The organism is Bradyrhizobium sp. CAR08 (genome assembly GCF_052871955.1).
Genome location: NZ_JBIXJX010000010.1, coordinates 282,207 through 302,925 on the forward strand (window position 1 = coordinate 282,207; position 20,719 = coordinate 302,925).

Genomic DNA, 20,719 nt, shown 5'->3' on the forward strand with positions numbered 1-20,719 from the left:
GTCTCGTAGGTGGGCAAAGCGAAACGTGCCCGCCATCACCGTCAGCTTGGGGAGATGGTGGGCACGGCGCTTTGCGCCTTTGCCCACCCTACGCAACCGTGCGCGCGCCCCTAAACCGACACCGCGTAGATCTCGTACTCCCCGCGCACCAGCTCGATATGCGCGCGCATCGCGGCGGCGGCGCCCTGCTTGTCGCCGCGCATGATGGCGACGACAACGCGGTCGTGCTCGGCTTGCGACTTGGCGAGACGGCCGAGATTGCGGAACTGGGCGCGGCGAAACGGCTGTACGCGCACGCGCGTCGCCAGCGTGATCTCGGCGATGTAGCCGTTCTGCGATCCCGCATAGATCGCGTTGTGGAAGCGCTCGTTGACCTCGTGGAAGCGCTCGGGATTGCCGGCGTAGCTCAACACCCGCAGTTCTTCGTGGATGGCTTCCAGGCCGTGACGCTCAGTGGCGGACATGCGCTCGGCGGCAAGACCCGCACACAGCGCCTCAAGCTCCGCCATGGCCTCGAACATGCCCGTCAGCCGTTCGAACGAGGGCTGCGCCACCACCGCGCCTCGATGAGCGCGCGCTTCGACGAGGCCGCTTGCCACGAGCTGACGCAGGGCTTCCCGCACCGGCGTGCGCGAAACGCTGAAGCGGCGCGCGATGTCGGTCTCGTCAAGCGGCGCACCGGGTGGCAGAGCTCCGCGCACGATCTCGTCGGCGAGCTGCAGGCGCAGCTCCTCGGCGCGCGTGACCTTGTGCGCTGACGGCGACCCCCGGTCGACACGCGGCACCGCCGGTTCGGCCGGCAGCGCTCCGGGCGGAAGATCGTCAAGCGTCATACGGTCAGGTCTCTTTCGACTCGTCGATGATGCTGACATGGGCGGCGACGACGCGCCAGCCCTCCGGGAATTTTACCCAGGTCTGCATCTGCCGTCCGACCTTGCCCGGCATCGTGTCGCGATAGAACAGGGTGGAGGCGACGGCGGTGTCGCGCCCATAGCTGGTGATCACGGTTTTCGCGGTGCGGCGATTGAGGCCGACCGGCGAGCGCCCGGCGCGAAAGCCGGAGATTGCTTCATAGCCGTAGAGGTTCTCGCCGATGCCATAGCGCAGCGTGCGGGGATCGTTGCGGAAGAGCTCGCCAAGCACTGCGACGTCGTTGGTGATCAGAGCCTGCTCATAGCGCTCGAACGCAGCTTTGACGTCTGCGATCACCTCGGGGAGATCGATCTCCATCTCAAAATCCTCTTGGGCTGGGCGCGGCGGCGACGCCCATCTTCTCCAACGCGTACGCGACGCGCAGCGCGATGTCCTCGCGCCATGGCGCGGCGATGATCTGCACGCCGATCGGCAACGGTTCGAGCGGCACCGGCACGGCGACGACGGGGAGGCCGATGAATGAGATCGGCTGGGTGTGGATGCCGATATTGGCGCGCACCGGCATCTCGACGCCGCCAAGATTGAAATTGACCTGGCCGAGCTTCGGCGCGGCGCATGGCGTCGCCGGTGCGATCAGCACGTCGACGGATTTGAAAATCTCGGCGAGTTGCGCGCGATACCAGCGGCGGAATTTTTGCGCGCGGTCGACCAGCGGCGCCGGCACCATGGCGCCCGCAATCAGCCGGTCGCGCACGGCGGGATCGAAATCGTTCGGCCGCTTGCGCAGCCGATCGAGATGCAGCGAGGCGCCCTCGGTGGTGGTGATGACATAGGCCGCCGCGCGGGCGCGCGCGGCTTCGGGCACGTCCACCACGCGCGTTGCACCCAGCGCCTTGGCGACGCGGCTGACGGCTTCGACGGCTTCCGGAAACAGATTTTTCTGGAAGTAGCCGCCGGCGATCGCGATGCGCAGGTCGGACACCGGATTGGCAAGCAGCGGTGTCGTCGGCTCCAGACCACGTGTGGTGGTGCAGGCGGCATCGTCGGCATCCGGTCCCTGCATGGCGTCATAGGCCAGCGCGAGATCGGTGGCGGAGCGCGCGAACGGGCCGAGATGATCGAGGCTCGCGACGAACGGGAAAGAGCGCGCACGCGAGAGCCGGCCATAGGTCGGCTTCAGGCCGAAGATGCCGCAGAACGAGGACGGCACGCGGATCGAACCGTTGGTGTCGGAACCGAGCGCGATCGGCACCAGCGCGCCACCAACGGCGCTGCCGGATCCGCCGGAGGAGCCGCCGCTCATCCGCGTCGTATCGTGCGGATTGCGCGAGGGACCGTCATGGACGTTCTCGCCGGTGAAGTCGTAGGCGTATTCGCCCATGTTGAGCGCGCCGACCAGCACGGCGCCGGCCGCTTCCATCCGCTCGATCAGCGTGGCGTCGCGGCTGGCGGGCACGCGGTCTCGGTTGATCTTCGAACCCGCGCGGGTGGCGAGGCCCGCGATGTCGAACAGATTCTTCACCGCAAAGGGCACGCCGGCGAGCGGGCCGACGGTCTTGCCGGCGGCGATATCGGCATCGACCGCGCGCGCTTTGGCGCGGGCGCGATCGGCAGTGATGTCGGTAAACGCATTGAGGATGGTGTCGTGCTGCTTGATGCGCGCAAGCGCTGCTTCGGTCGCATCGAGCGCCGACATCTTGCGGCTGGCAACCGCGCTCGCGATCTCGGAGGCCGTCATCTCTGGCTTGGTCGTCATGGCGGCGTCAGACCGTGAACACGGGCGCCGGCTCCGTCTCGTCCGGCAGCGCGAATTCGTCGACGAGGCGGCCGAGCCGCAGCGAGACCTCGAGATTGGCGCGGATGGACGCCCTCCATGCTTCCTCGACGGGCAACGCCAACGCTTTGGTGACAGCGTCGATATAATCGTCCAACGGTTCGGCCATCACGCTCCCAAACAAGCTCTCAGTGTGCGCCCAGTGTCTGCAGCGGCGGATGCGGGATCGCCGTCAGCAGCTCCTTAGTGTAGTCGTCCTGCGGATCGCTCAAGACCCTCTCGGAAGATCCTTCCTCGACGATTCGACCCGACCGCATGACAATGACACGATCGCACAACAAGCGCACTACGTTCAAATCATGCGAGACGAACAGATAACTCATACCTAACCGCGCCTTCAGGTCCTGGAGCAGATTGAGGACCACGGCCTGGACCGAGACGTCGAGCGCGGCGGTCGGCTCGTCCAGGATGACGAGTTTCGGGTGCAGGGCGATGGCGCGGGCGATGCCGACGCGGGCTTTCTGGCCGCCCGACAATTGGTGCGGGAAGCGATCCAGCAGATTGTGCGGCAGGCCCACCATGGTGGCGAGCTCCTCGCAGCGGGCGCGGAGCGCGCCGCGCCCCCTGATGTCGCCGAGCTGCATGATGGGATCGGCGATGGCACGCACGGCGGTGAAGCGCGGGTTGAGGCTGTCGGTCGGGTCCTGGAACACCATCTGGATGCGGCTGCGCTGCGGCAGCCGGGCAAAGCCGGCCGGCGCGATGGCACCGATGTCCTCGCCGTCGAACTGGATCAGGCCCGAGGTCTGGTCCAGCAGCCGCATCACCATCATCGACGTGGTCGATTTGCCGCAGCCGGACTCGCCGACCAGGCCGACGCTCTCGCCGTGACCGACCGTGAAGCTGATGCCGTCGACCGCGCGGAACACGTCGGGCTCTACAGGCGGCTTGCGGCCGAACAATTTCCCGAGCGTGGCAGTGGCGCCCTTACGGGGATATTCCTTGACCAGCTTGTCGATGAGGAGAAGGGGCGTCTTGCCCGCCGCGGCGGTCGGAGCCAATTCCGCGGATGCTGCGCTCGTGGCGGCGAGTGCTGCGCCCTCCTCCTCCGGCAACAGATCCCGCAAGCTCACGCCAAGCCGGGGCGTCGCGCGCATCAGCTTCTTGGTGTAGGGGTGCTGCGGGTTGGCGAAGATGTCGGCGGCCTTGGCGGTCTCGACCACCCTGCCCTTTTCCATCACGACGACGCGGTCGCAATAAGCAGCGGCGAGGCCGAGATCGTGCGTGATCAGGATGGTGGACATTGCCTTGCGCTTGGTCAATTCCACGATCAGATCCATCACCGCCTTCTGCGTGGTGACGTCCAATCCGGTCGTCGGCTCGTCCGCGATCAGTAGCTGCGGATTGCAGGCGAGCGCGAGCGCTATGACAACGCGCTGGCACATGCCGCCGGACAGCTCGAACGGATAGGCGTGATAGCGCTCGCGCGGGCGGGCGATCTTGACCTGCTCCAGCGCCTCGATCGCCTTCTCGCCGCGGTCCGAAACCATGGCCTGCTGGACATGGGTGCGCAGCACGTCCTCGATCTGGTCGCCGACCTTCCGGATGGGGTTGAGCGCGGCGCGCGGATTCTGGAAGATCATCGAGACTTCGCGACCGCGCAAATCGCGCATCTGGTCTTCGGTCGCAGCCTTGACGTCGATGCCCGAGAACATCACCGAGCCTTCGGCGATCCGCCCCGCGCGGTCGAGAATGCGCATCACCGCGTAGGAAGTCACCGATTTGCCGGAGCCGGACTCGCCGACGATCGCGAGCGTCTCGCCCTTGGCGACGGAAATGTTGACGTGCTGCACCGCCTTGACGATGCCGCGGCGGGTGGTGAATTCGACGGTAAGGTCCTGGACGTCGAGCAGCGGCGGGGCGGTCATGGGCACCTCCAACTAAAAATGGCGAAAACAACCCCATGCACAGTAGAATGAGGTTGATTTCATTGGGCAATTTCGAACAAAAAAGTACGCCTAACCCAGCCATCACGTCCTCCGCTGGGGGTCGACGATGTCGCGCAGGCCGTCGCCGAGGAGGTTGAAGCAGAACACGGCGATCATCAGAGCGAGGCCCGGGAATAGCGCGATCCACCATTCGCCTGACACCATGAAGCCGGCGCCTTCGGCGACCATGATGCCCCATTCCGCCGTCGGCGGACGCACGCCGAGGCCGATGAACGAGAGACCGGCGGCATTGAGGATGGCGTAGCCCATGGTCAGCGACATCTGCACGATCATGATCGGCATGATGTTCGGCAGGATATGCACGAGGAGAATGCGGAATTCGCCGTTGCCGGACAGCCGCGCGGCCTGCACGAAGCCGGCATTGCGGCGGACATTGGCTTCGGCGCGCGCGACGCGGGCATAGAGCGGAAAGTTCACGATGGCCGTGGCCAGGATGATGTTCTGCACCGTATTGCCGAGCGCGGCGACGATGCCCATGGCGAGCACGAACAGCGGGAATGCCATGATGGTGTCGGCGATGCGGCCGACGATGCGATCGGTCCAGCCGCCGAAATAGCCGGCCGCGATGCCGGCGAGCCCGCCCATCAGGAACACCAGCGCGACGGAGGCGACCGCGATGAACGTATCGAGCCGCGTCGCCACCACGACCCGGCTGAAGATGTCGCGGCCCAATTGGTCGGTACCGAACCAGTGCGCGGCCGACGGCGGCTTCAGCGACACCACGGTGTCGGACGCCAGCGGGTCATACGGCACCACATAGGGGCCGAAGATCGCGGCAAGGAGGATCACGATCAGCAGCGCGAATGCAAAGCCGGTGACCTTGTTCTCGCCGAGCACGTAGCGGGTCTGGTCGAGGAGCGCGACGAGACCCGACGTGCGCGCGGGGCCGACGGGTTCAACAGCAGGCGCAACGGTGCTCATGACTCTATCCTTTTGAGCATGATCTGATCGGAAAACCGGTGCCCACTTTTCCGGATCATGCTCTACCCCTCCAGCCGCACGCGCGGATCGATCACGCCATAGAGAATGTCGATCACGAGATTGAGCAGCACGTACATCACCGCCATGGTCAGCACGAACCCCTGCACCGGCGCGAAGTCCGACGAGATCAGCGCTTCCACGGCGTAAGAGCCGATGCCTGGCCAGGCGAACACTTTCTCCACCAGCACGTTGGCGCCGAGCAGGAACGAGAACACCATGCTCAGCGTGGTGATGACGGGGAGCATCGCGTTGCGGAAGGCGTAGGTGACGATGACGGTCGCCGGCGACAGGCCGCTGGCACGCGCGGTGCGCACGAATTCGGAGGACAGCACCGCCAGCATCGAGGCGCGCGTCATGCGCGCGATCGGCGCCAGCGAGAAGATCGCAAGCGTCGTCGCCGGCAGGATGAGCTGGCTGCATGCCGAACGGAACACCTCGAAGTCGCGCGCGATCAGGGTGTCGATCAGATAGAAGCCGGTCACTGTCGGCGGCGCGCTGTAGAACACATCGAGCCGGCCGAGCGGCGCGGGCGACCAGCCGAGCCGGAAATAGAACACATAGACCAGCACCAGACCTGTGAAGAACACCGGCAGCGAGACGCCGGCCGTCGTCGTCACACGGCAGAGATGGTCGACCCATGAGCCCGGCCGCGTCGCCGCCAGCACGCCGAGCGGAATCGCGATCACGACCGAGACGATGAGGCCGAGCAGCGTCAGCTCGGCGGAGGCCGGCAGGCGGTTGCGGATCTCGGCTGCGACCGGCTGGCCGGTCGTGAGCGAGTTGCCGAAATCGCCATGGGCGAGATCGTTGGTGTAGCGAAAGAACTGCTCGATCAGCGGCTTGTCGAGGCCGAGTTTTTTCCGGATCTGCTCGACGGCTTCTTTCGTTGCGGCGGGGCCGGCGAAATACGCCGCGGGATCACCGGGCAATGCGCGGGTCAGCAAGAAGGTGACGATGACGACCCCGATCAGCGAAGGAATCGCGAACATCAGGCGCTTGCCGATCATGGTCAGCATGGCGACTTCCTCTTGCGCGTTGAATGAACCCGACACGCGGCCACTCGCTCCGCTGCGTTCCCTCCCCCCTTGTGGGGGAGGGCTAGGGAGGGGGGTGGCTCCGGGAGAGATCGGAGTTTGTGGCTACCCCTCTCCCCACCCCTCCCCCACAAGGGGGGAGGGAGCCTGAAAAGCGTGCTCACCTCACTGCGAAGGACAGCGCCCGCCACCCCTTACCCCTTCGCCATCGCGCGATAATCCAGCCTCCGGTGGAACCAGTATTGGTAGCCGCTGATGTTCTTCTGCATCGCGACGTTGACGAACGGCTGGTACAGCGGGATGCGCGGGATGTCGCTGTAGGCGAGGTCGACGAAGCCCTTCACGTCGGTGTCGTAGGTCGCGGTGTCGCCGGTCGCGGCGGCCGCGCGTGCGCCGTCGATCAGCTTGTCCATCTCCGCCGACTTGTAGCTCATGGTGTTGAAGACGGAATTATTGCCGTGATAGCACCAGTAGAAGAAGTATTCGGGGTAATCGAGCCAGCCCGAGAATACGTTGGTGAAGAGCGGCATTTCCTTCTTGTTCAATTCGGTGCGCCAGTTGGCGCCGGGCACCTTGTTGATGGTGGTCTTGATGCCGATCTGGGCCAGGCTCTCCTGCACCAGCACGCAGAGCGGCTCGTTGACGCCGGCGAAGTTGAGGTCGAACGAGATCGTGGTCTCGAAGCCGTTCGGGTAGCCGGCCTCGGCCAGCAGCGCCTTCGCCTTGTCCATGTCGGTGTTGTATTTGTGCGGCTGCGGCCAGGCGACTTCGGTTGGCTTGTCCTTGGGCGCGCCGAACATCGGGTTAGCCAGCCCGAACATCACCGCGTCCATGATCTTCTGATAGGGAATCGCGCAGGCGACCGCCTGACGTACCTTGGGATTGTCGAACGGCGGCTTGGTCACGTTCATGCCGATATACTGGATGCCGTTGGAGAACGGCAGCGACACCACGTTGAGCTTGCCGCTCGCCTTCATCTCCTGGAAATCCTTGAACGGCAGCTCATAGGAGATGTCGGCGTCGCCGCGCTCCAGCAGCGCGCGGCGATTGCCGGCCTGCGGCACCATGCGCCAGATCACGCGCTTGATCTTCGGCAGCGGGCCGCCGACCCAATCGTCGTTGCGCTCCATCACCACTTCGGTGCCGGCGGTCCACTTCGTCACCTTGTAGGCGCCGGAGCCCGCGGTCTGCTGCTTGGTGAATTCGAGTCCCCAGGGATCCTTCTCGCTGGCGTTCTTCTTCACCAGCTCGGAATTGATGATGCAGGGCACGATCACCGCGAGATCGGGGATCGTCAGCTTGTCCTTCTTCAGGAAGTCGACACGTACCGTGTAGTCGTCGATCACGACGAACTGCTCGGGTTTCGTGAGCGAGCCCGCGCTCATCTGGAAGGTGGGGAATCCGCCGACGCTGACGGCTCGGTCGAGCGACCACTTCACGTCCTTGGCGGTCACAGGCGCGCCGTCGTGGAATTTGGCGTTCTTCTTCAGCTTGAAGGTGACCGACATGTCGTCGATCTTGAAGTCCTCGGCGAGTTCGCCCTTGAACTTGTCGCGGTCGTAATAGGGCACGCCGCCGGGGCCGGTCTTCATCTCGTGGCTGAGCAGGCGGTCGTAGCAATTCCAGGACACCTCATAGCCGGGCACGTTGGTGCCGACGCCGTGGATATCGAGATTGTTGGGGCCGCCTTCCGAGACGATCAGCAGCGTCTCCGAGCGCGCATCGGCCTTGGCCGACGAGATCACGGACGGCATGGTCGGAAGCGCCGCGCCTGCGGCCAATCCGGAAACGGACTTGAGGAAATCGCGGCGCTTCATGGAATGGCTCCAACACAAAAGGTTCTGGTTGGAACTGGATTCGCAAGGTTCGTGCCAAGGCTTAAGCAAGGATTAAACCAGCATAAGCCTATGAAATGTTTATAGGAAAAGGCTGCTATCCGGGCCGTCGATCAGAAGCCAAGCCGTCGGACATTGCATACAAACAGGTATATTTGCCTAAAAAATAGACTTTCGACAATACCAGCCTATTGCGTGAGCGCGTCTCGCCCCTAGGTGGCGCGGCTATCGATCGCGGCCCGTCACCCCGGCCAGATCAGCTCCTGAAGTTCGACCAGATCATCCGCCTGCTCCTGCCAGCCCTCGATGCAGATGTGGCTGTTGAGGTCGCTGGCGCGATGCAGCAGCATCAGGGCCATCAGCCGTCGCTTGAGCGCGAAGTCGAGCTTCGCATAGCCAAAGCCTTCGAGCAGGTTGCGCACCCTGCCCGGCCGGCCCGCTGCCATGAAGGCGCTAGGGCCGAGCAGATCGTAGTCCCGCCATCCCGCCAGCACGTCGCCGAAGTCGAACAGGCCGGCGAGCGACCATTGATCGTCGTGGCGGGCGAGCAGGAAGTTCTCCGGAATGTATTCGCCGATCAGGATCACCGGCGACGCATCCATCGGAATGAGCGCGGCCGCATCACGCAGGAGATCGTCGAGGCCGGCGAGGAATTTCGGCGCCAGGCCGAGACGCGTGTGCCGCGCCTTGCAGCCCTGCATCTGGGCCCGCATGAAGTCGTCCCAGCGCGGCTGGATCTGCGCGAGTGAGCCGAGCGGCGCGCGCTGCACGGCGGCGATGGTCTCGCCGATCTGTCGCAGCACGCGCTCCTTCTGCGCTTCCGGCAACGACGGCCAGACCTCCGAGCCGAGCGTGCCGGCAAGGCGTGTGATGATCAGATAAGGCCAGCCGTCGCGATCGCCTTCCGCGACGATCTCGGGAATTGGCAAATCAATGCGACCGGCAAGTTGGGCCAGCGAGCCGTGCTCGGAGACGAACTGCGCGCGGAGCAGCGGCGGGAAGATTTTCAGGATCAGGCGATCGCCGAGCCCGACCACGAGATTGGTGCCGGTCGCAAAGACGTGCGGCGCGCTGGCATCGAGATCGTGGCTGCGGGCGATATCGAGCGCGATCGGCAGCCATCGCGGAGGGTCGGCGCGAAAGGCGCGAAAGCTTGCCGCGTCGGCGCAATGAGGGAGTTTCATCGACATCGTAACCTAACGGCTGTTGAGCTCGTCATGCCCGGGCTTGTCCCGGGCATCCACGTTCTTCGTGCTGCGGCCAAGGCGTGGATGGCCGGGACAAGCCCGGCCATGACGCTGTGGAATGGCCTTGCGCCTTAACGCCGAGCTACCATCCCTCCCCCTACCTATCCGGGCTGGCGCGCTCGAACTGGCGCAGGATCTTGTTGCCGCGTTCGACCGCAGCATCGAGCGCGGCTTGCGCGCTCTTGCGGCCGGCAAAGGCCTGCTCCAGCTCGTCCTCGATCGCGCCGCGGATCAGCACGAAGGAGCCGAGCCGGATGCCCTTTGAATTCTCCGTCGGCGGATGCAGCGTGATCTCTTCGAACGACATCGCCGAGCCCGGATTGCGCTCGTAAAAACCTTGCGCGCGCGTCAGCTCGAAGGCGGCGCGGGTGACAGGCAGATAGCCGGTGTTCTGGTGCCAGGCGGCCTGCACGCCAGGCTGCGACAGATAGGCGAAGAATCGTGCCACGCCTTTGTATTCCTCGCGCGGACGGTCGCGCAGCACCCACAGCGTGGCGCCACCGATGATCGAATTCTGCGGCGCACCCTTCACGTCGGGCCAATACGGCATCATGCCGTAGCCAATCTCGAACTTCGAATTCGCCTTGATGTCGGCGCGCGTCGCCGAGGAGCCGATGAAGATGCCGCATTCGCCGTTCTGGAAGCGCGGCTCGGCCGACTGGCCGCGGCCGCTATAGTCGAACACTTTCGTTTTCTGCCACTCGCTGAGCTCGGAGACGTGACGCACGAGAGACGGATTGTTGATGGTCAGCTCGGCATCCAACGCGGCAAAGCCGTTCGCCCGCGTTGCCAGCGGCAGATTGTGGAAGGCTGAAAAATTCTCGACATGGATCCAGGACGGCCAGGAGGTGGTGAAGCCGCACACCGCGCCGCGATCGCGCAGGCGTTTTGCAGCAGCGCCAAGCTCCGGCCAGGTCTTCGGCGGCGCCTCCGGATCGAGCCCTGCGTCGCGGAACATGGTCTTGTTGTAATAAAGAATCGGCGTCGACGAATTGAAAGGGAAGGACAAGAGATTGCCGGCCGCATCGGTGTAGTAGCCGGAGACCGCGGGAAGGTAGTCATTGAGCGAGAACGGCTCCTTCATGTCCCGCATCAGGCTGAACACGGGATAGATCGCGCCCTTGGCCGCGGTCATGGTGGCGGTGGCGACCTCGTTGACCTGGACGATCGCGGGCTGGCTGCGCGAGCGGAAGGCGAAGATCGCGGCCGTCACCGTCTCGGTGTAACTGCCCTTGTAAGTTGGCACCACGCGATAATCCGGCTGCGAGGCGTTGAAGTCGGAGGCGAGCTTTTCCAGTTGGCGGCCGAGTTCGCCGGACATGGCGTGCCACCACGCGATGTCGGTCGCGGCCCGCACCGGCGCGGCCAATGAGAGGGCCGCAAAAACGGCGACGACCTGCGAAAGGCGCGATGCTGAAGTCACGATGGCTCTTTCCATGCCGCACCGACGAAAGCGGCTGCCCCTGCTTAAGGCGCGGCATTTGCGGTTTCAACCGGGAATGAGCCCCGGCCGCGCCGCACAATCACGTCGAGGCGCCCGGCGGGATGGCCTTCCCACGACCATCTGCTAGATTGCATTGAACCTTTTCCTCCCGCCATAGACTCCACCACTGAGGGGTTGAGTGTGCCAGTGTTGAACCGTGCCGAACGCACGCGGACCGGGGTGGTTTTCGTCGCGCTTTTGATCGCCCTCTGCGCGACGGGAGCTGCTGCGCGTGAGTTCCGCGCCGCCGACACCCAGACCGAGGATTATCCGACCGTGCAGGCGCTGCGCTACATGGGCGCCCTGATCGCCGAGCGCAGCGGCGGTCGGCACGAGGTCAAGGTCTTCCACTCCCGCCAACTCGGCGAGGAGAAGGAGACCATCGAGCAGACCCGGGTCGGTGCGATCGATCTCAACCGGACCAATGTGGCGCTGATCGGCAATTTCGTTCCGGCGATGAACGTGCTGGCGATGCCGTTCCTGTTCCGGTCCATCGAGCACATGCAGAAGGTGCTGGACGGGCCGATCGGCAGCGAGATCCTCGGCAGCTTCGAGCCCTACGGCTTCGTTGGCCTCGCCTTCTACGATTCCGGCGCGCGATCGATCTACAACGGCGCCCGCCCGGTCAGAAACGTCGCGGACCTCAAGGGATTGCGGATCCGGGTGCAGCAGTCGGAGTTGATGAGCCAGATGATCCGCGCGCTCGGCGCGGAGCCGGTCGAGATGCCCTATGGGCAGGTGCTTGCCGGGCTTGCCAACCACCTGATCGACGGCGCCGAGAACAACTGGCCATCCTACGTGACGACGGACCATTACAAACATGCCGGCTATCTCGCCCTCACCGAGCACACCATGAGCCCCGAAGTGCTGGTGATCTCGCTGAAGGCCTGGAAAAGCCTGTCGGCCGACGAGCAAACCATCTTCAGGGAAGCCGCACAGCGCTCCAGCCGCTTCATGCGCGAGAAATGGCGCGACCTGGAGGAGCAGTCACAGCGCAAGGCGGAAGCAGCGGGCGTCACCATCGTCAGGGATATCGACCGCAAGCCGTTCGAAGACGCGATGGTCGCGATCTACGCCAAGGCCGGGCAGGATCCGGCCGCGGCCGCGCTGATCGAACGCATTCGCAAGGTGGAGTGAGGCCTCTTGCCCGGGCTTGGACACAGCGAGCATGCAGACAGGTCGCCCGGCCCGATGGGGCGGCTGCGCGCGCGGCTGGTCGGCGTGCTCCGGGCGGTGCCGATCCGTTGGCGCATCCTGTCGATCGCGGCGCTGAACTCCGCCGTGGTCATCGTGCTGGTCGGGCTGATCTGGAACGGCTCGCAGGTGCTCGGCTCAGCCTGGGACGACGTGCGCCAGGTGCGCGAATCCGACCGGATTCTGGCGCTGCTCGAAAGCGAGACCGGGCGGCTGCACAATCTGATCCACCGCTACATCAACCAGCCGAGCCCCGACCTGTTCGCCGAGATCCTGCTGCTGCGCGAGGCGGTGCTGGGGACGCTGACCAATCGCGCCGCCAAGGACCCGATGCTGTCGGGCTCGGTCGAGGAGCTGGAGCGCACCACCGACCGCTTCCTCAACGGCTTCGGCGAGCTGCGCGGCGTGCAGGCCACCATCGCGAAGACCTACGAGGATCAGGTGCAGGCACCGGCCAGGGACATGGCCGGCCTTTACTCCATCATCGAAGGCGCCACCGGCCATCGCGACGCGCTGATCTGGCCTTCGCTGGGCAAGTCGCGCGAGGCCTTCACCGCGATGCTGGTCGCGGCCAATTCCTACTATCTGTCGCTGTCATCGGGTGCGGCCGACGACGCCCGCCGCAACACCGAGACCATCGAGAAGACCATCCCCGTGATGATCGATCTCGCCGACAACGACCTCCAGCGCATGGCGCTGCGACGACTCGCCGCCCGGACCGCCGCGCTGCGCGAGGGTTTTGCAAAGCTCTCCGAGCAGCTCACGAACCGTACCGAGCTGCTGCGCAACACCATCGACGCCAACCAGGCCGAGGCGATCGGCGCCATCGACGATCTCTCCACCAAGATGCGCCAGCGCGAGCAAAAGGCGCAGGAGACGTTCGACCGCACGCTGGCGGACATTTCCCGTCGCGTTCTTTCCATCGCCGTGATCTTCCTCGGCATCATCCTCACCGCCGGCGTGCTGATCGCGCTGTCGATCCGGCTGCCGCTGCAGCAGATCATGGCGGCGATGCGCGCGATCACGCTCGGCGACCTCGGCCGCGAGGTGCAGGGCACGCGCGCGCGCGACGAGGTCGGGGCCATGGCGCGCGCGGTGGAAGTGTTCCGCGAGAACGCCATCGCGAAGCGCCAGACCGAGGACGAGCTGCGCGCGTCCAAGGAGAAGGCCGAAAGCGCGCTGCTCGAGCTCAACGCCGCGCAGCAGAATCTGATCGATGCCGAGAGGCTCGCAGCCCTCGGCGGCCTCGTCGCCGGCGTCGCGCACGAGGTCAACAACCCGATCGGCATCAGCCTCACCGTTGCGTCGAGCTTTGCCCGGCGCACCGAAATCTTCGAGGCCCAGCTCAAGGGCGACGGCGGCCTGCGCCGCTCGCAGCTGGAAGAATTCGTGCAGTCCTCGCGCGACGCCTCGCAGCAGCTCGTCGCCAATCTCCAGCGCGCCGGCGAGCTGATCCAGTCGTTCAAGCAGGTTGCGGTCGACCGCTCCCATGCCGAGCGCCGGCAGTTCTCCCTGAGCGAAGCCACCGAGCAGATCATCGCGAGCCTGCGGCCGGTGCTGAAGCGGTCGCCGATCACGCTCCATGTCGACATGCCCGAGGGACTGCTGCTCGACGGCTATCCCGGCTCCTACGGCCAGATCCTGACCAACCTGTTCCTCAATGCCGCCAACCACGCCTTTGCCGACGGCCGCGCCGGCACGATCACGATCTCGGCGCGGCCGCGCGGGGCCGACGACGTCGAGATCATCTTCACCGATGACGGGGCCGGCATGACCTCCGACGTGCAGCGCCAGGCCTTTGACCCATTCTTTACCACCAGGCGCAATGAAGGTGGCACGGGACTCGGCCTCCATATCGTCTATAACCTCGTCACCCAGCAGCTCGGCGGTCGCATGATGCTGGAATCCAAGCTGGGACAAGGCACTACTTTTCGCATTATCATGCCCCGGGTCGCCAAGGGCGGCGGGCAAAGCACAGAGACTGACGGGACTTCTCAATGGCCGAACAGGACGATGTCCTCCACCTGATCGACGACACCGGTACCGCATCGGAGGATGTTGACGCCCGGAAATGGAAGATCGCCGTCATCGACGACGATCCGGCCGTGCATGACGGTACGCGTTTTGCGCTCTCGGACTATTCCCTCAACGGCCAGGGCCTGGAGATCCTCTCCGCCCATTCCGCGGCCGAAGGTCGCAAGCTGATGGCCGCGCACAACGACATCGCCGCCGTGCTGCTCGACGTCATCATGGAGACGGACGTCGCCGGCCTCGAGCTGGTCGAGTACATCCGCAACGAGCTCAAGAACGAGACCGTGCGCATCATCCTGCGCACCGGACAGCCCGGTCAAGCGCCCGAACGGCGCGTGATCGTGCAGTACGACATCAACGACTACAAGGCCAAGACCGAGCTCACCGCCGACAAGCTGTTCACCTCGCTGACCGCGGCACTGCGCTCCTACCAGCAGCTCGAGCGCATGCTGCAGACAAGGCGCGGGCTCGAGATCATCATCGACGCGGCTTCGACGCTGTACGACTTCAAGTCGATGCAGCGGCTCGCCGAGGGCGTGCTAACCCAGCTCGCCTCGCTGCTCAACGTCGATTGCGCCGGCATCCTGGTCCTGCGCGACAATGGCGGCATCGACCCCGAGCTCTCGGTGCTCGCCGGCAGCGGCTGCTACAGCCGCTTCATCGGCACCACCTCGTCGAAGGCGCTCGACCCCGATCTGCGCGCGATGGTGGAAGCCGCGTTCCAGGGCCGCAAGAACGAATTCGCCGACCACCGCAGCGTGATCTATTTGCGCACCGGAAGCGGCCGCGAGGTCGTGGTGCTGCTGCAGGCCGAGCGCGAGCTGTCCGAGACCGACCGCTCGCTGGTCGAGATCTTCTCCAGCCGGCTCTCGATCGCCTTCGACAACGTCATCCTCTACCAGCAGCTCCAGGCCGCCAACACCCAGTTGGAAGACCGCGTCGCCCAGCGCACCCGCGCGCTGATGCAGGCCAACCGCCGCCTCTCGGCGCAATGGCTGCGGCTGCAACGCGCCAACGGCTTCAAGAACGAAATCCTCGGTACCGTTGCCCACGATCTGAAGAATCCGCTCGGCGTCATCCTCGGCCGCACCGAGATGCTGAAGGAGTTGATCTCGACCGGCGCGTCGTCAGGCGGCGTCGTGGCCCAGGTCGATCACATCCGCGATGCGACCAAGCGCCTGACCACGATGGTCGATCATCTGATCTCGGATGCGATGGCCGATGCCTTCGACATCACCATCCGCCGCGAGCCCGTCGACGTCGCGGCCCTGGTCAAGGAGGTCGCCGAGGCCAACCAGCCGCTCGCCGTCAACAAGCAGCAGGCGATCAGCGTCACCGCGCCCGTCAACGTCGTCACCATGTGCGACACCGACCGCATTCGCGAGGCGATCGACAATCTGATCAGCAACGCCATCAAATACTCACCGATCGGCGGCAAGATCGGCGTCGTCGTCAGCCATGAGGGCGGCGACACCATCGTCCGCGTCAGCGACGAGGGCGCCGGCCTGTCGCCGGAGGATCTCGGCCGCCTGTTCGGCCGGTTCCAGCGGCTGTCGGCAAAACCGACCGCCGGCGAGAGCTCGACCGGGCTTGGGTTGTCCATCGTCAAGCGTATTATCGACATGCACGGCGGCGAGGTGACCGCCGAGAGCGAGGGCCCCGGCAAGGGCTCGATCTTCACCATCACCCTCCCCGCGACCGAAATTTCGTGATCTCAGGACCATGACCCAAAGCCAGCACATCATGATCGTCGACGACGAGGCCCCGGCCCGGGAGATGGTCGGCGATTACCTCAAGATGCACGGCTTCACCGTGACGCTGTGCGACGGCGGCAAGTCGTTGCGCACGGCGATCGACGGCAGCATGCCCGACCTCGTCGTGCTTGACCTCAACATGCCGGAGGAAGACGGGCTCTCGATCATCCGCGACCTCAAGAGCCGCATCAACGTGCCGGTGATCATGCTGACGGCGACGGCAAGCCCGATCGACCGCGTCGTCGGCCTCGAGCTCGGCGCCGACGATTACGTGGCCAAGCCGTGCGAGCTGCGTGAGCTGATGGCACGCATCCGCTCGGTGCTGCGCCGGAGCGCGCCGGCGAAAGCCGTGGCGAACACGGCGGCTACGAAATCGGACAAGGAGCAATTGGTACGGTTCGGGACGAAGTGGCTCGATCTCGAAGCGCAGGCCTTGCGCGACGACGAGGGCAACGAGCATCCGCTGACCGCATCCGAGTTCGGGCTCTTGAAAGTGTTCGCGGCCAATCCGAAGCGCGTGCTGTCGCGCGAGCGCCTGCTGGAATTGGCCAATGCCCGCGACGCCGAAGCCTTCGACCGCGCCGTCGACCTGCGCATCATGCGCATCCGCCGCAAGATCGAGCCCGATCCGGCAAAACCCGCCGTGATCCGCACCATCCGCGGCGGCGGCTATCTGTTCTCGCCGGCGGGCGAGAAGGCGTAGCGCCTCCCATCGTCGTCCTGGCGAAGGCCAGGACCCATTACCCCAGGCAGAGATTGTGGCGCGAGGCTGGCAACCACGCGTTTCCGCAAAACGTCTCCCTGGGGTCATGGGTCATGGATCGGCGCTCACTTTGCTCGCTTGTCCAGGACGACACGGGAGTGCGAACGCAAAGGCCCGAAATACGTTCCCGGCGCATCCGCTCGCCCTAATCCCACCCCCGTATTTTCCGTACATTGAAATTACACGCTTTTTTGCCCCGAATGTTTCGTCGCGGCTAATTCGACGAAACAATTTGGTGGCGCACGAAACCATTTTCCGCTTTTCGTGCAGACGTCCCGAAACGTTGGCTCATTAACACTTTGGTCCAAGGAAACGCCGCTCGGTTGCGGCGCTACGGGGAGCCAAGTCAATGCCGAACGTCATCGCCATCAACGCCCAAGCCAGCCAGAGCATCATTGCCGCTCAGGCGACCTCGGACGACATGCTTCTCGAAAGCATTGCCGACGGCAACCGGACGTCGATGCACATCCTTTATTGCCGGCACAATGTGCGCGTCTACCGCTTCATCCTGCGGATCGTGCGCGACGCGACCACGGCGGAAGACCTGGTCAGCCAGGTGTTTCTGGACGTGTGGCGGACCGCCGGCCAATTCCAGGGCCGCTCGCAGGTTTCGACCTGGCTGCTCTCGATCGCTCGCTTCAAGGCGCTGACTGCGATGCGCCAGCGCCGCTTCGAAGATATCGACCAGGAAGACGTGCGCCAGATCGCCGATGGTTGCGACACGCCGGAGACCTCGCTTGACCGCAGCGACACCAGCGCCATCCTGCGCGCCTGCGTTCAGAAGCTGTCGCCCGCGCATCGTGAGATCATCACGCTGGTCTACTACCATGAGAAGTCGGTGGAGGAGGTCGGACAGATCATCGGCATCCCGCAGAGCACGGTGAAGACCCGGATGTTCTACGCCCGCAAGCAACTGGCCGAATTGCTTAAGGGCTGTGGCGTCGAGCGCTTCGCCGCCTGAAGTTCAGCTATTTCAATGGGATAGGACACAAGTTTAGACCCTACCCCGGACGGAAGTGTTACCGCCGACGAAACAATTGAAACAAAGCACAACATCAGGCGGAAAAACTTCCCTCCTATAAAGCTCACATACGGTTTCGTTAAACCTCCCAAGACCTCCAACGACCCGGACGGGATGCCCCCCTCCGGGTCGTTTTGTGCTTGGGGCACCGCTGCGGCAGCAGCACTCCCGTCACGAAGGCGTGACGCGGCGTAACGACTGCCTCTCTCATCCCGAACTGCCCTCGTGACCCTCTCCACGAGTGCCCCAATGCTCGAACTTGTCTTTGCTGTCCTCGCCGGCATCCTCACCATCGCCGCGCCGTGCACGCTGCCGATGCTGCCGATCCTGCTCGGCGCCTCGATCGGCCGCAGCTCGCATCTGCGCCCGGCGATGATCGCGCTCGGCTTCGTCATCTCGTTCTCCGCGACCGCGCTGTTGCTCGGCGCTATCACGCGGCTGTTCGATTTCGATCCGAACGTGCTGCGCGACGCGGCATCGATCCTGCTGCTCGGCTTCGGCCTGTTGATGCTGTGGCCGGCGCCGTTCGAATGGCTGTCGATCCGGCTCAACGGCTGGCTCGATCTCGGCAACTCCAGCGCCACGCAGCGCGAAGGCGCACTCGGCGGGCTCGTGCTCGGCACCACGCTCGGCCTGGTCTGGACGCCCTGCGCCGGCCCGGTGCTCGGCTCGATCCTGACGCTGGTCGCGACCACTGAGAACGCGACCTGGGCCGGCACGCTGCTGATCGCCTACGCCATCGGCGCGGCGATTCCCATGCTGGCGATCGCCTATGGCGGGCAAGCCGCCACCACGCGGGTGCGCAGTCTCGCGCGCATCTCGCCGCGGCTGCAGCAGGGCTTTGGCGTCGTCGTGATCGGCTTCGCGCTCGCCGCCTATTTCCAATACGACACGCTGATCGTGGCGTGGCTCACCGGCTTCTATCCCACCGGCCAGATCGGCCTGTGATCATCACTCATTTTCACCGGAGGATCTTTCCATGACTTTCAAACTGCTCGCCGTCTCCGCCGCACTGATCGGCATCGCCGTAACAGGCGCCGTCATCCCCGGCATCTGCGACGAGGCCGCGCACGCTGTCCCTGTCGTCACCGCCGCCGCCAGCCAGGACACCGCGCCCGACTTCGCCGGCATCAACAACTGGTTCAACTCGAAGCCGCTTAATATCGCCGATCTCCGCGGCAAGGTCGTGCTGGTGGACTTCTGGACCTATGGCTGCGTCAACTGCGTCAACACATTGCCGCACGTCACCGATCTCTATGCCAAGTACAAGGACAAGGGCCTCGTCGTGGTCGGCGTGCACACGCCGGAATTCCCGTTCGAGCGCTCGGCGTCCAATGTGCAGGCCGCCCTGAAGCGCCACGGCATCACCTATCCGGTGGCGCAGGACAATGATTCCAGGACCTGGAACGCTTACCGCAACCGATATTGGCCGGCGCAGTACATCATCGACCAGGACGGCAAGATCGTGTTCCAGCACGAGGGCGAAGGCCGCTATGACGAGATCGATCGCACCGTGGCAAAGCTGCTGAACGCCAATAGCTGACGCCCGGCACGGGTCGCGCCCTTGTTGCTTGACTCCACGGACCCGTCCGTGGAGTTTCGCGGGCCACGTAATCAGCCGCCCGCGATGGACGACGCCACTAACAGCACCGACATTCGCCTTCGTGAAGGCGCCTCGATTGCGCAGCGGCTGGTCATGTCCGGCTTTGCGGCCGCCGTTGCGCTGTGCTTCACGCCGGGCCTGTTCACCCATGACATCCTGGAAGTGACCATCTCCGTGGTCGCCCTGCTGGTGGGAGCCGCGTTCGTCGGAATCATCATGCTGGCGCCGGCGGTGGTGTGGATCATCACGCCGGACGAGATCTTGATCGGCGAGCAGCGCCCGTTCGGAAGACTGCGGACGCGGATCGTCGCCAAGGACGACATCAGGGGATTGCAGGTTCCCGGCAGCAAGAGGGCGAAAGCCCGCTTCCAGCTCGCCTTCACCTTGGCCTCCGGTGAGCGCCTGACATCGCCGCCGATCTCCGACGTCACCCATGTGCACGACACGGTGGCGCGGATCGCCGCGCAATTCGACGTCCCCGACGTCGAGTCTCCGGTCAATCCGCTCGATGCCAGCAATCCCGAGATGCGTCTCGGCGACCCCCTCGAGCCGTTCTCGAAGAGAGACATCAGGATCATCGCACTGATCGTCGTCGCATTGTGCGCCGTTCCCTACGCCTACAGGCTCTGGCGTGGCCTGTCGCCCGGGTCGGTCGACATCGTGCTGCTGCCCGTCGGCGCGCTCGCCGCTTTTGGCGTTTCCCGTTATGCCAACCTTGTGACCGGCGCGTTCTGGATCATCCGCCAGGGCGATATCCGGATCGAACGCCTGTGGGGCGACGGCACGTTGCGCGCCGACCACATCGAAGCGCGCGACGTCAAGACGATCACGGTCGAGCGCCGCGGCCGCTCCGAGGACGAGCACTGCATCGTCGTGATCCGATTGCAGTCAGGACAACGGTTTCGCAGCCCTCGCATCGGTTCGAGGCCTGAGGCCCGGGCCGTGGGGACGGAGATCGTCCGGCGGCTCGGGATCGCGGCTGAGAATAACCAGATCTGACAGGCCGCGCGCGGTGAGGATGCTGCGACCACTGCTTTTCGCGCCATCCCCCGTTTGTGGCATTGCGCGCGGTCCGTCAAAAAACCAAAGCATTCTCGTGACATATGGTCTAAGGGTG

At 64.8% G+C, this 20,719-nt stretch carries 18 protein-coding genes; 8 read left to right on the plus strand and 10 right to left on the minus strand.

What is annotated here, in order from left to right; translation table 11 throughout:
* Positions 1-110: 110 nt before the first annotated feature.
* The 10 genes from ACIPUD_RS22545 to ugpB form a co-directional block, all read right to left on the minus strand.
* Positions 111-833, minus strand: coding sequence for a GntR family transcriptional regulator (locus ACIPUD_RS22545; protein WP_446481560.1), 723 nt, complete (start codon positions 831-833; stop codon positions 111-113).
* 4 nt (positions 834-837) lie between these two features.
* Positions 838-1,230: an oxalurate catabolism protein HpxZ gene (hpxZ, locus tag ACIPUD_RS22550; RefSeq protein ID WP_027514468.1), complete on the minus strand. Its 393-nt coding sequence runs from the start codon at positions 1,228-1,230 to the stop codon at positions 838-840.
* Between the two features lies 1 nt (position 1,231).
* Positions 1,232-2,629 carry an AtzE family amidohydrolase gene (locus tag ACIPUD_RS22555; RefSeq protein ID WP_446481561.1) on the minus strand — a complete coding sequence of 466 codons (1,398 nt, stop codon included), beginning with the start codon at positions 2,627-2,629 and terminating at the stop codon, positions 1,232-1,234.
* A 7-nt stretch (positions 2,630-2,636) separates the two neighbouring features.
* Positions 2,637-2,816: a DUF4089 domain-containing protein gene (locus ACIPUD_RS22560; RefSeq protein WP_018456016.1), complete on the minus strand. Its 180-nt coding sequence runs from the start codon at positions 2,814-2,816 to the stop codon at positions 2,637-2,639.
* A gap of 19 nt (positions 2,817-2,835) precedes the next feature.
* Positions 2,836-4,575: a dipeptide ABC transporter ATP-binding protein gene (locus ACIPUD_RS22565; protein WP_446481562.1), complete on the minus strand. Its 1,740-nt coding sequence runs from the start codon at positions 4,573-4,575 to the stop codon at positions 2,836-2,838.
* A gap of 102 nt (positions 4,576-4,677) precedes the next feature.
* On the minus strand, positions 4,678-5,577 hold the full coding sequence (locus tag ACIPUD_RS22570) for an ABC transporter permease (RefSeq protein ID WP_377828509.1): 900 nt from the start codon (positions 5,575-5,577) through the stop codon (positions 4,678-4,680).
* A gap of 62 nt (positions 5,578-5,639) precedes the next feature.
* Complete coding sequence (locus ACIPUD_RS22575) at positions 5,640-6,653, minus strand: ABC transporter permease (protein WP_377828510.1); 1,014 nt, start codon at positions 6,651-6,653, stop codon at positions 5,640-5,642.
* A gap of 212 nt (positions 6,654-6,865) precedes the next feature.
* Positions 6,866-8,488 (minus strand): ABC transporter substrate-binding protein, encoded by a 1,623-nt coding sequence (locus ACIPUD_RS22580; protein ID WP_446481563.1) that lies wholly within the window; start codon positions 8,486-8,488, stop codon positions 6,866-6,868.
* 260 nt (positions 8,489-8,748) lie between these two features.
* The gene (locus tag ACIPUD_RS22585) at positions 8,749-9,696 is read right to left on the minus strand and encodes an aminoglycoside phosphotransferase family protein (RefSeq protein ID WP_085349650.1); all 948 of its coding nucleotides are present in this window, start codon (positions 9,694-9,696) and stop codon (positions 8,749-8,751) included.
* 154 nt (positions 9,697-9,850) lie between these two features.
* Complete coding sequence (gene ugpB / locus ACIPUD_RS22590; protein WP_085349649.1) at positions 9,851-11,191, minus strand: sn-glycerol-3-phosphate ABC transporter substrate-binding protein UgpB; 1,341 nt, start codon at positions 11,189-11,191, stop codon at positions 9,851-9,853.
* Positions 11,192-11,377: 186 nt separating this feature from the next.
* Between ugpB and ACIPUD_RS22595 the strand changes: the two genes are divergently transcribed.
* The 8 genes from ACIPUD_RS22595 to ACIPUD_RS22630 all read left to right on the plus strand — a co-directional run bounded on the left by ACIPUD_RS22595 (position 11,378) and on the right by ACIPUD_RS22630 (position 20,601).
* A complete protein-coding gene (locus ACIPUD_RS22595; protein ID WP_026233068.1) occupies positions 11,378-12,373 on the plus strand; it encodes a TRAP transporter substrate-binding protein in 996 nt (331 codons plus the stop codon).
* 54 nt (positions 12,374-12,427) lie between these two features.
* Complete coding sequence (locus ACIPUD_RS22600; protein WP_085385497.1) at positions 12,428-14,458, plus strand: sensor histidine kinase; 2,031 nt, start codon at positions 12,428-12,430, stop codon at positions 14,456-14,458.
* Positions 14,428-16,173 (plus strand): ATP-binding response regulator, encoded by a 1,746-nt coding sequence (locus ACIPUD_RS22605; protein WP_446481564.1) that lies wholly within the window; start codon positions 14,428-14,430, stop codon positions 16,171-16,173. The genes ACIPUD_RS22600 and ACIPUD_RS22605 overlap by 31 nt, the downstream gene beginning before the upstream one ends.
* Before the next feature lie 10 nt (positions 16,174-16,183).
* Complete coding sequence (locus tag ACIPUD_RS22610; RefSeq protein ID WP_446481565.1) at positions 16,184-16,918, plus strand: response regulator; 735 nt, start codon at positions 16,184-16,186, stop codon at positions 16,916-16,918.
* A gap of 409 nt (positions 16,919-17,327) precedes the next feature.
* Positions 17,328-17,939: a sigma-70 family RNA polymerase sigma factor gene (locus tag ACIPUD_RS22615; protein WP_018456005.1), complete on the plus strand. Its 612-nt coding sequence runs from the start codon at positions 17,328-17,330 to the stop codon at positions 17,937-17,939.
* A 309-nt stretch (positions 17,940-18,248) separates the two neighbouring features.
* A complete protein-coding gene (locus tag ACIPUD_RS22620; protein ID WP_377791571.1) occupies positions 18,249-18,947 on the plus strand; it encodes a cytochrome c biogenesis CcdA family protein in 699 nt (232 codons plus the stop codon).
* Positions 18,948-18,978: 31 nt separating this feature from the next.
* Positions 18,979-19,542 (plus strand): redoxin domain-containing protein, encoded by a 564-nt coding sequence (locus ACIPUD_RS22625; protein ID WP_446481566.1) that lies wholly within the window; start codon positions 18,979-18,981, stop codon positions 19,540-19,542.
* An 84-nt stretch (positions 19,543-19,626) separates the two neighbouring features.
* The gene (locus tag ACIPUD_RS22630; RefSeq protein WP_446481567.1) at positions 19,627-20,601 is read left to right on the plus strand and encodes a hypothetical protein; all 975 of its coding nucleotides are present in this window, start codon (positions 19,627-19,629) and stop codon (positions 20,599-20,601) included.
* The last annotated feature ends 118 nt before the right edge of the window (positions 20,602-20,719 follow it).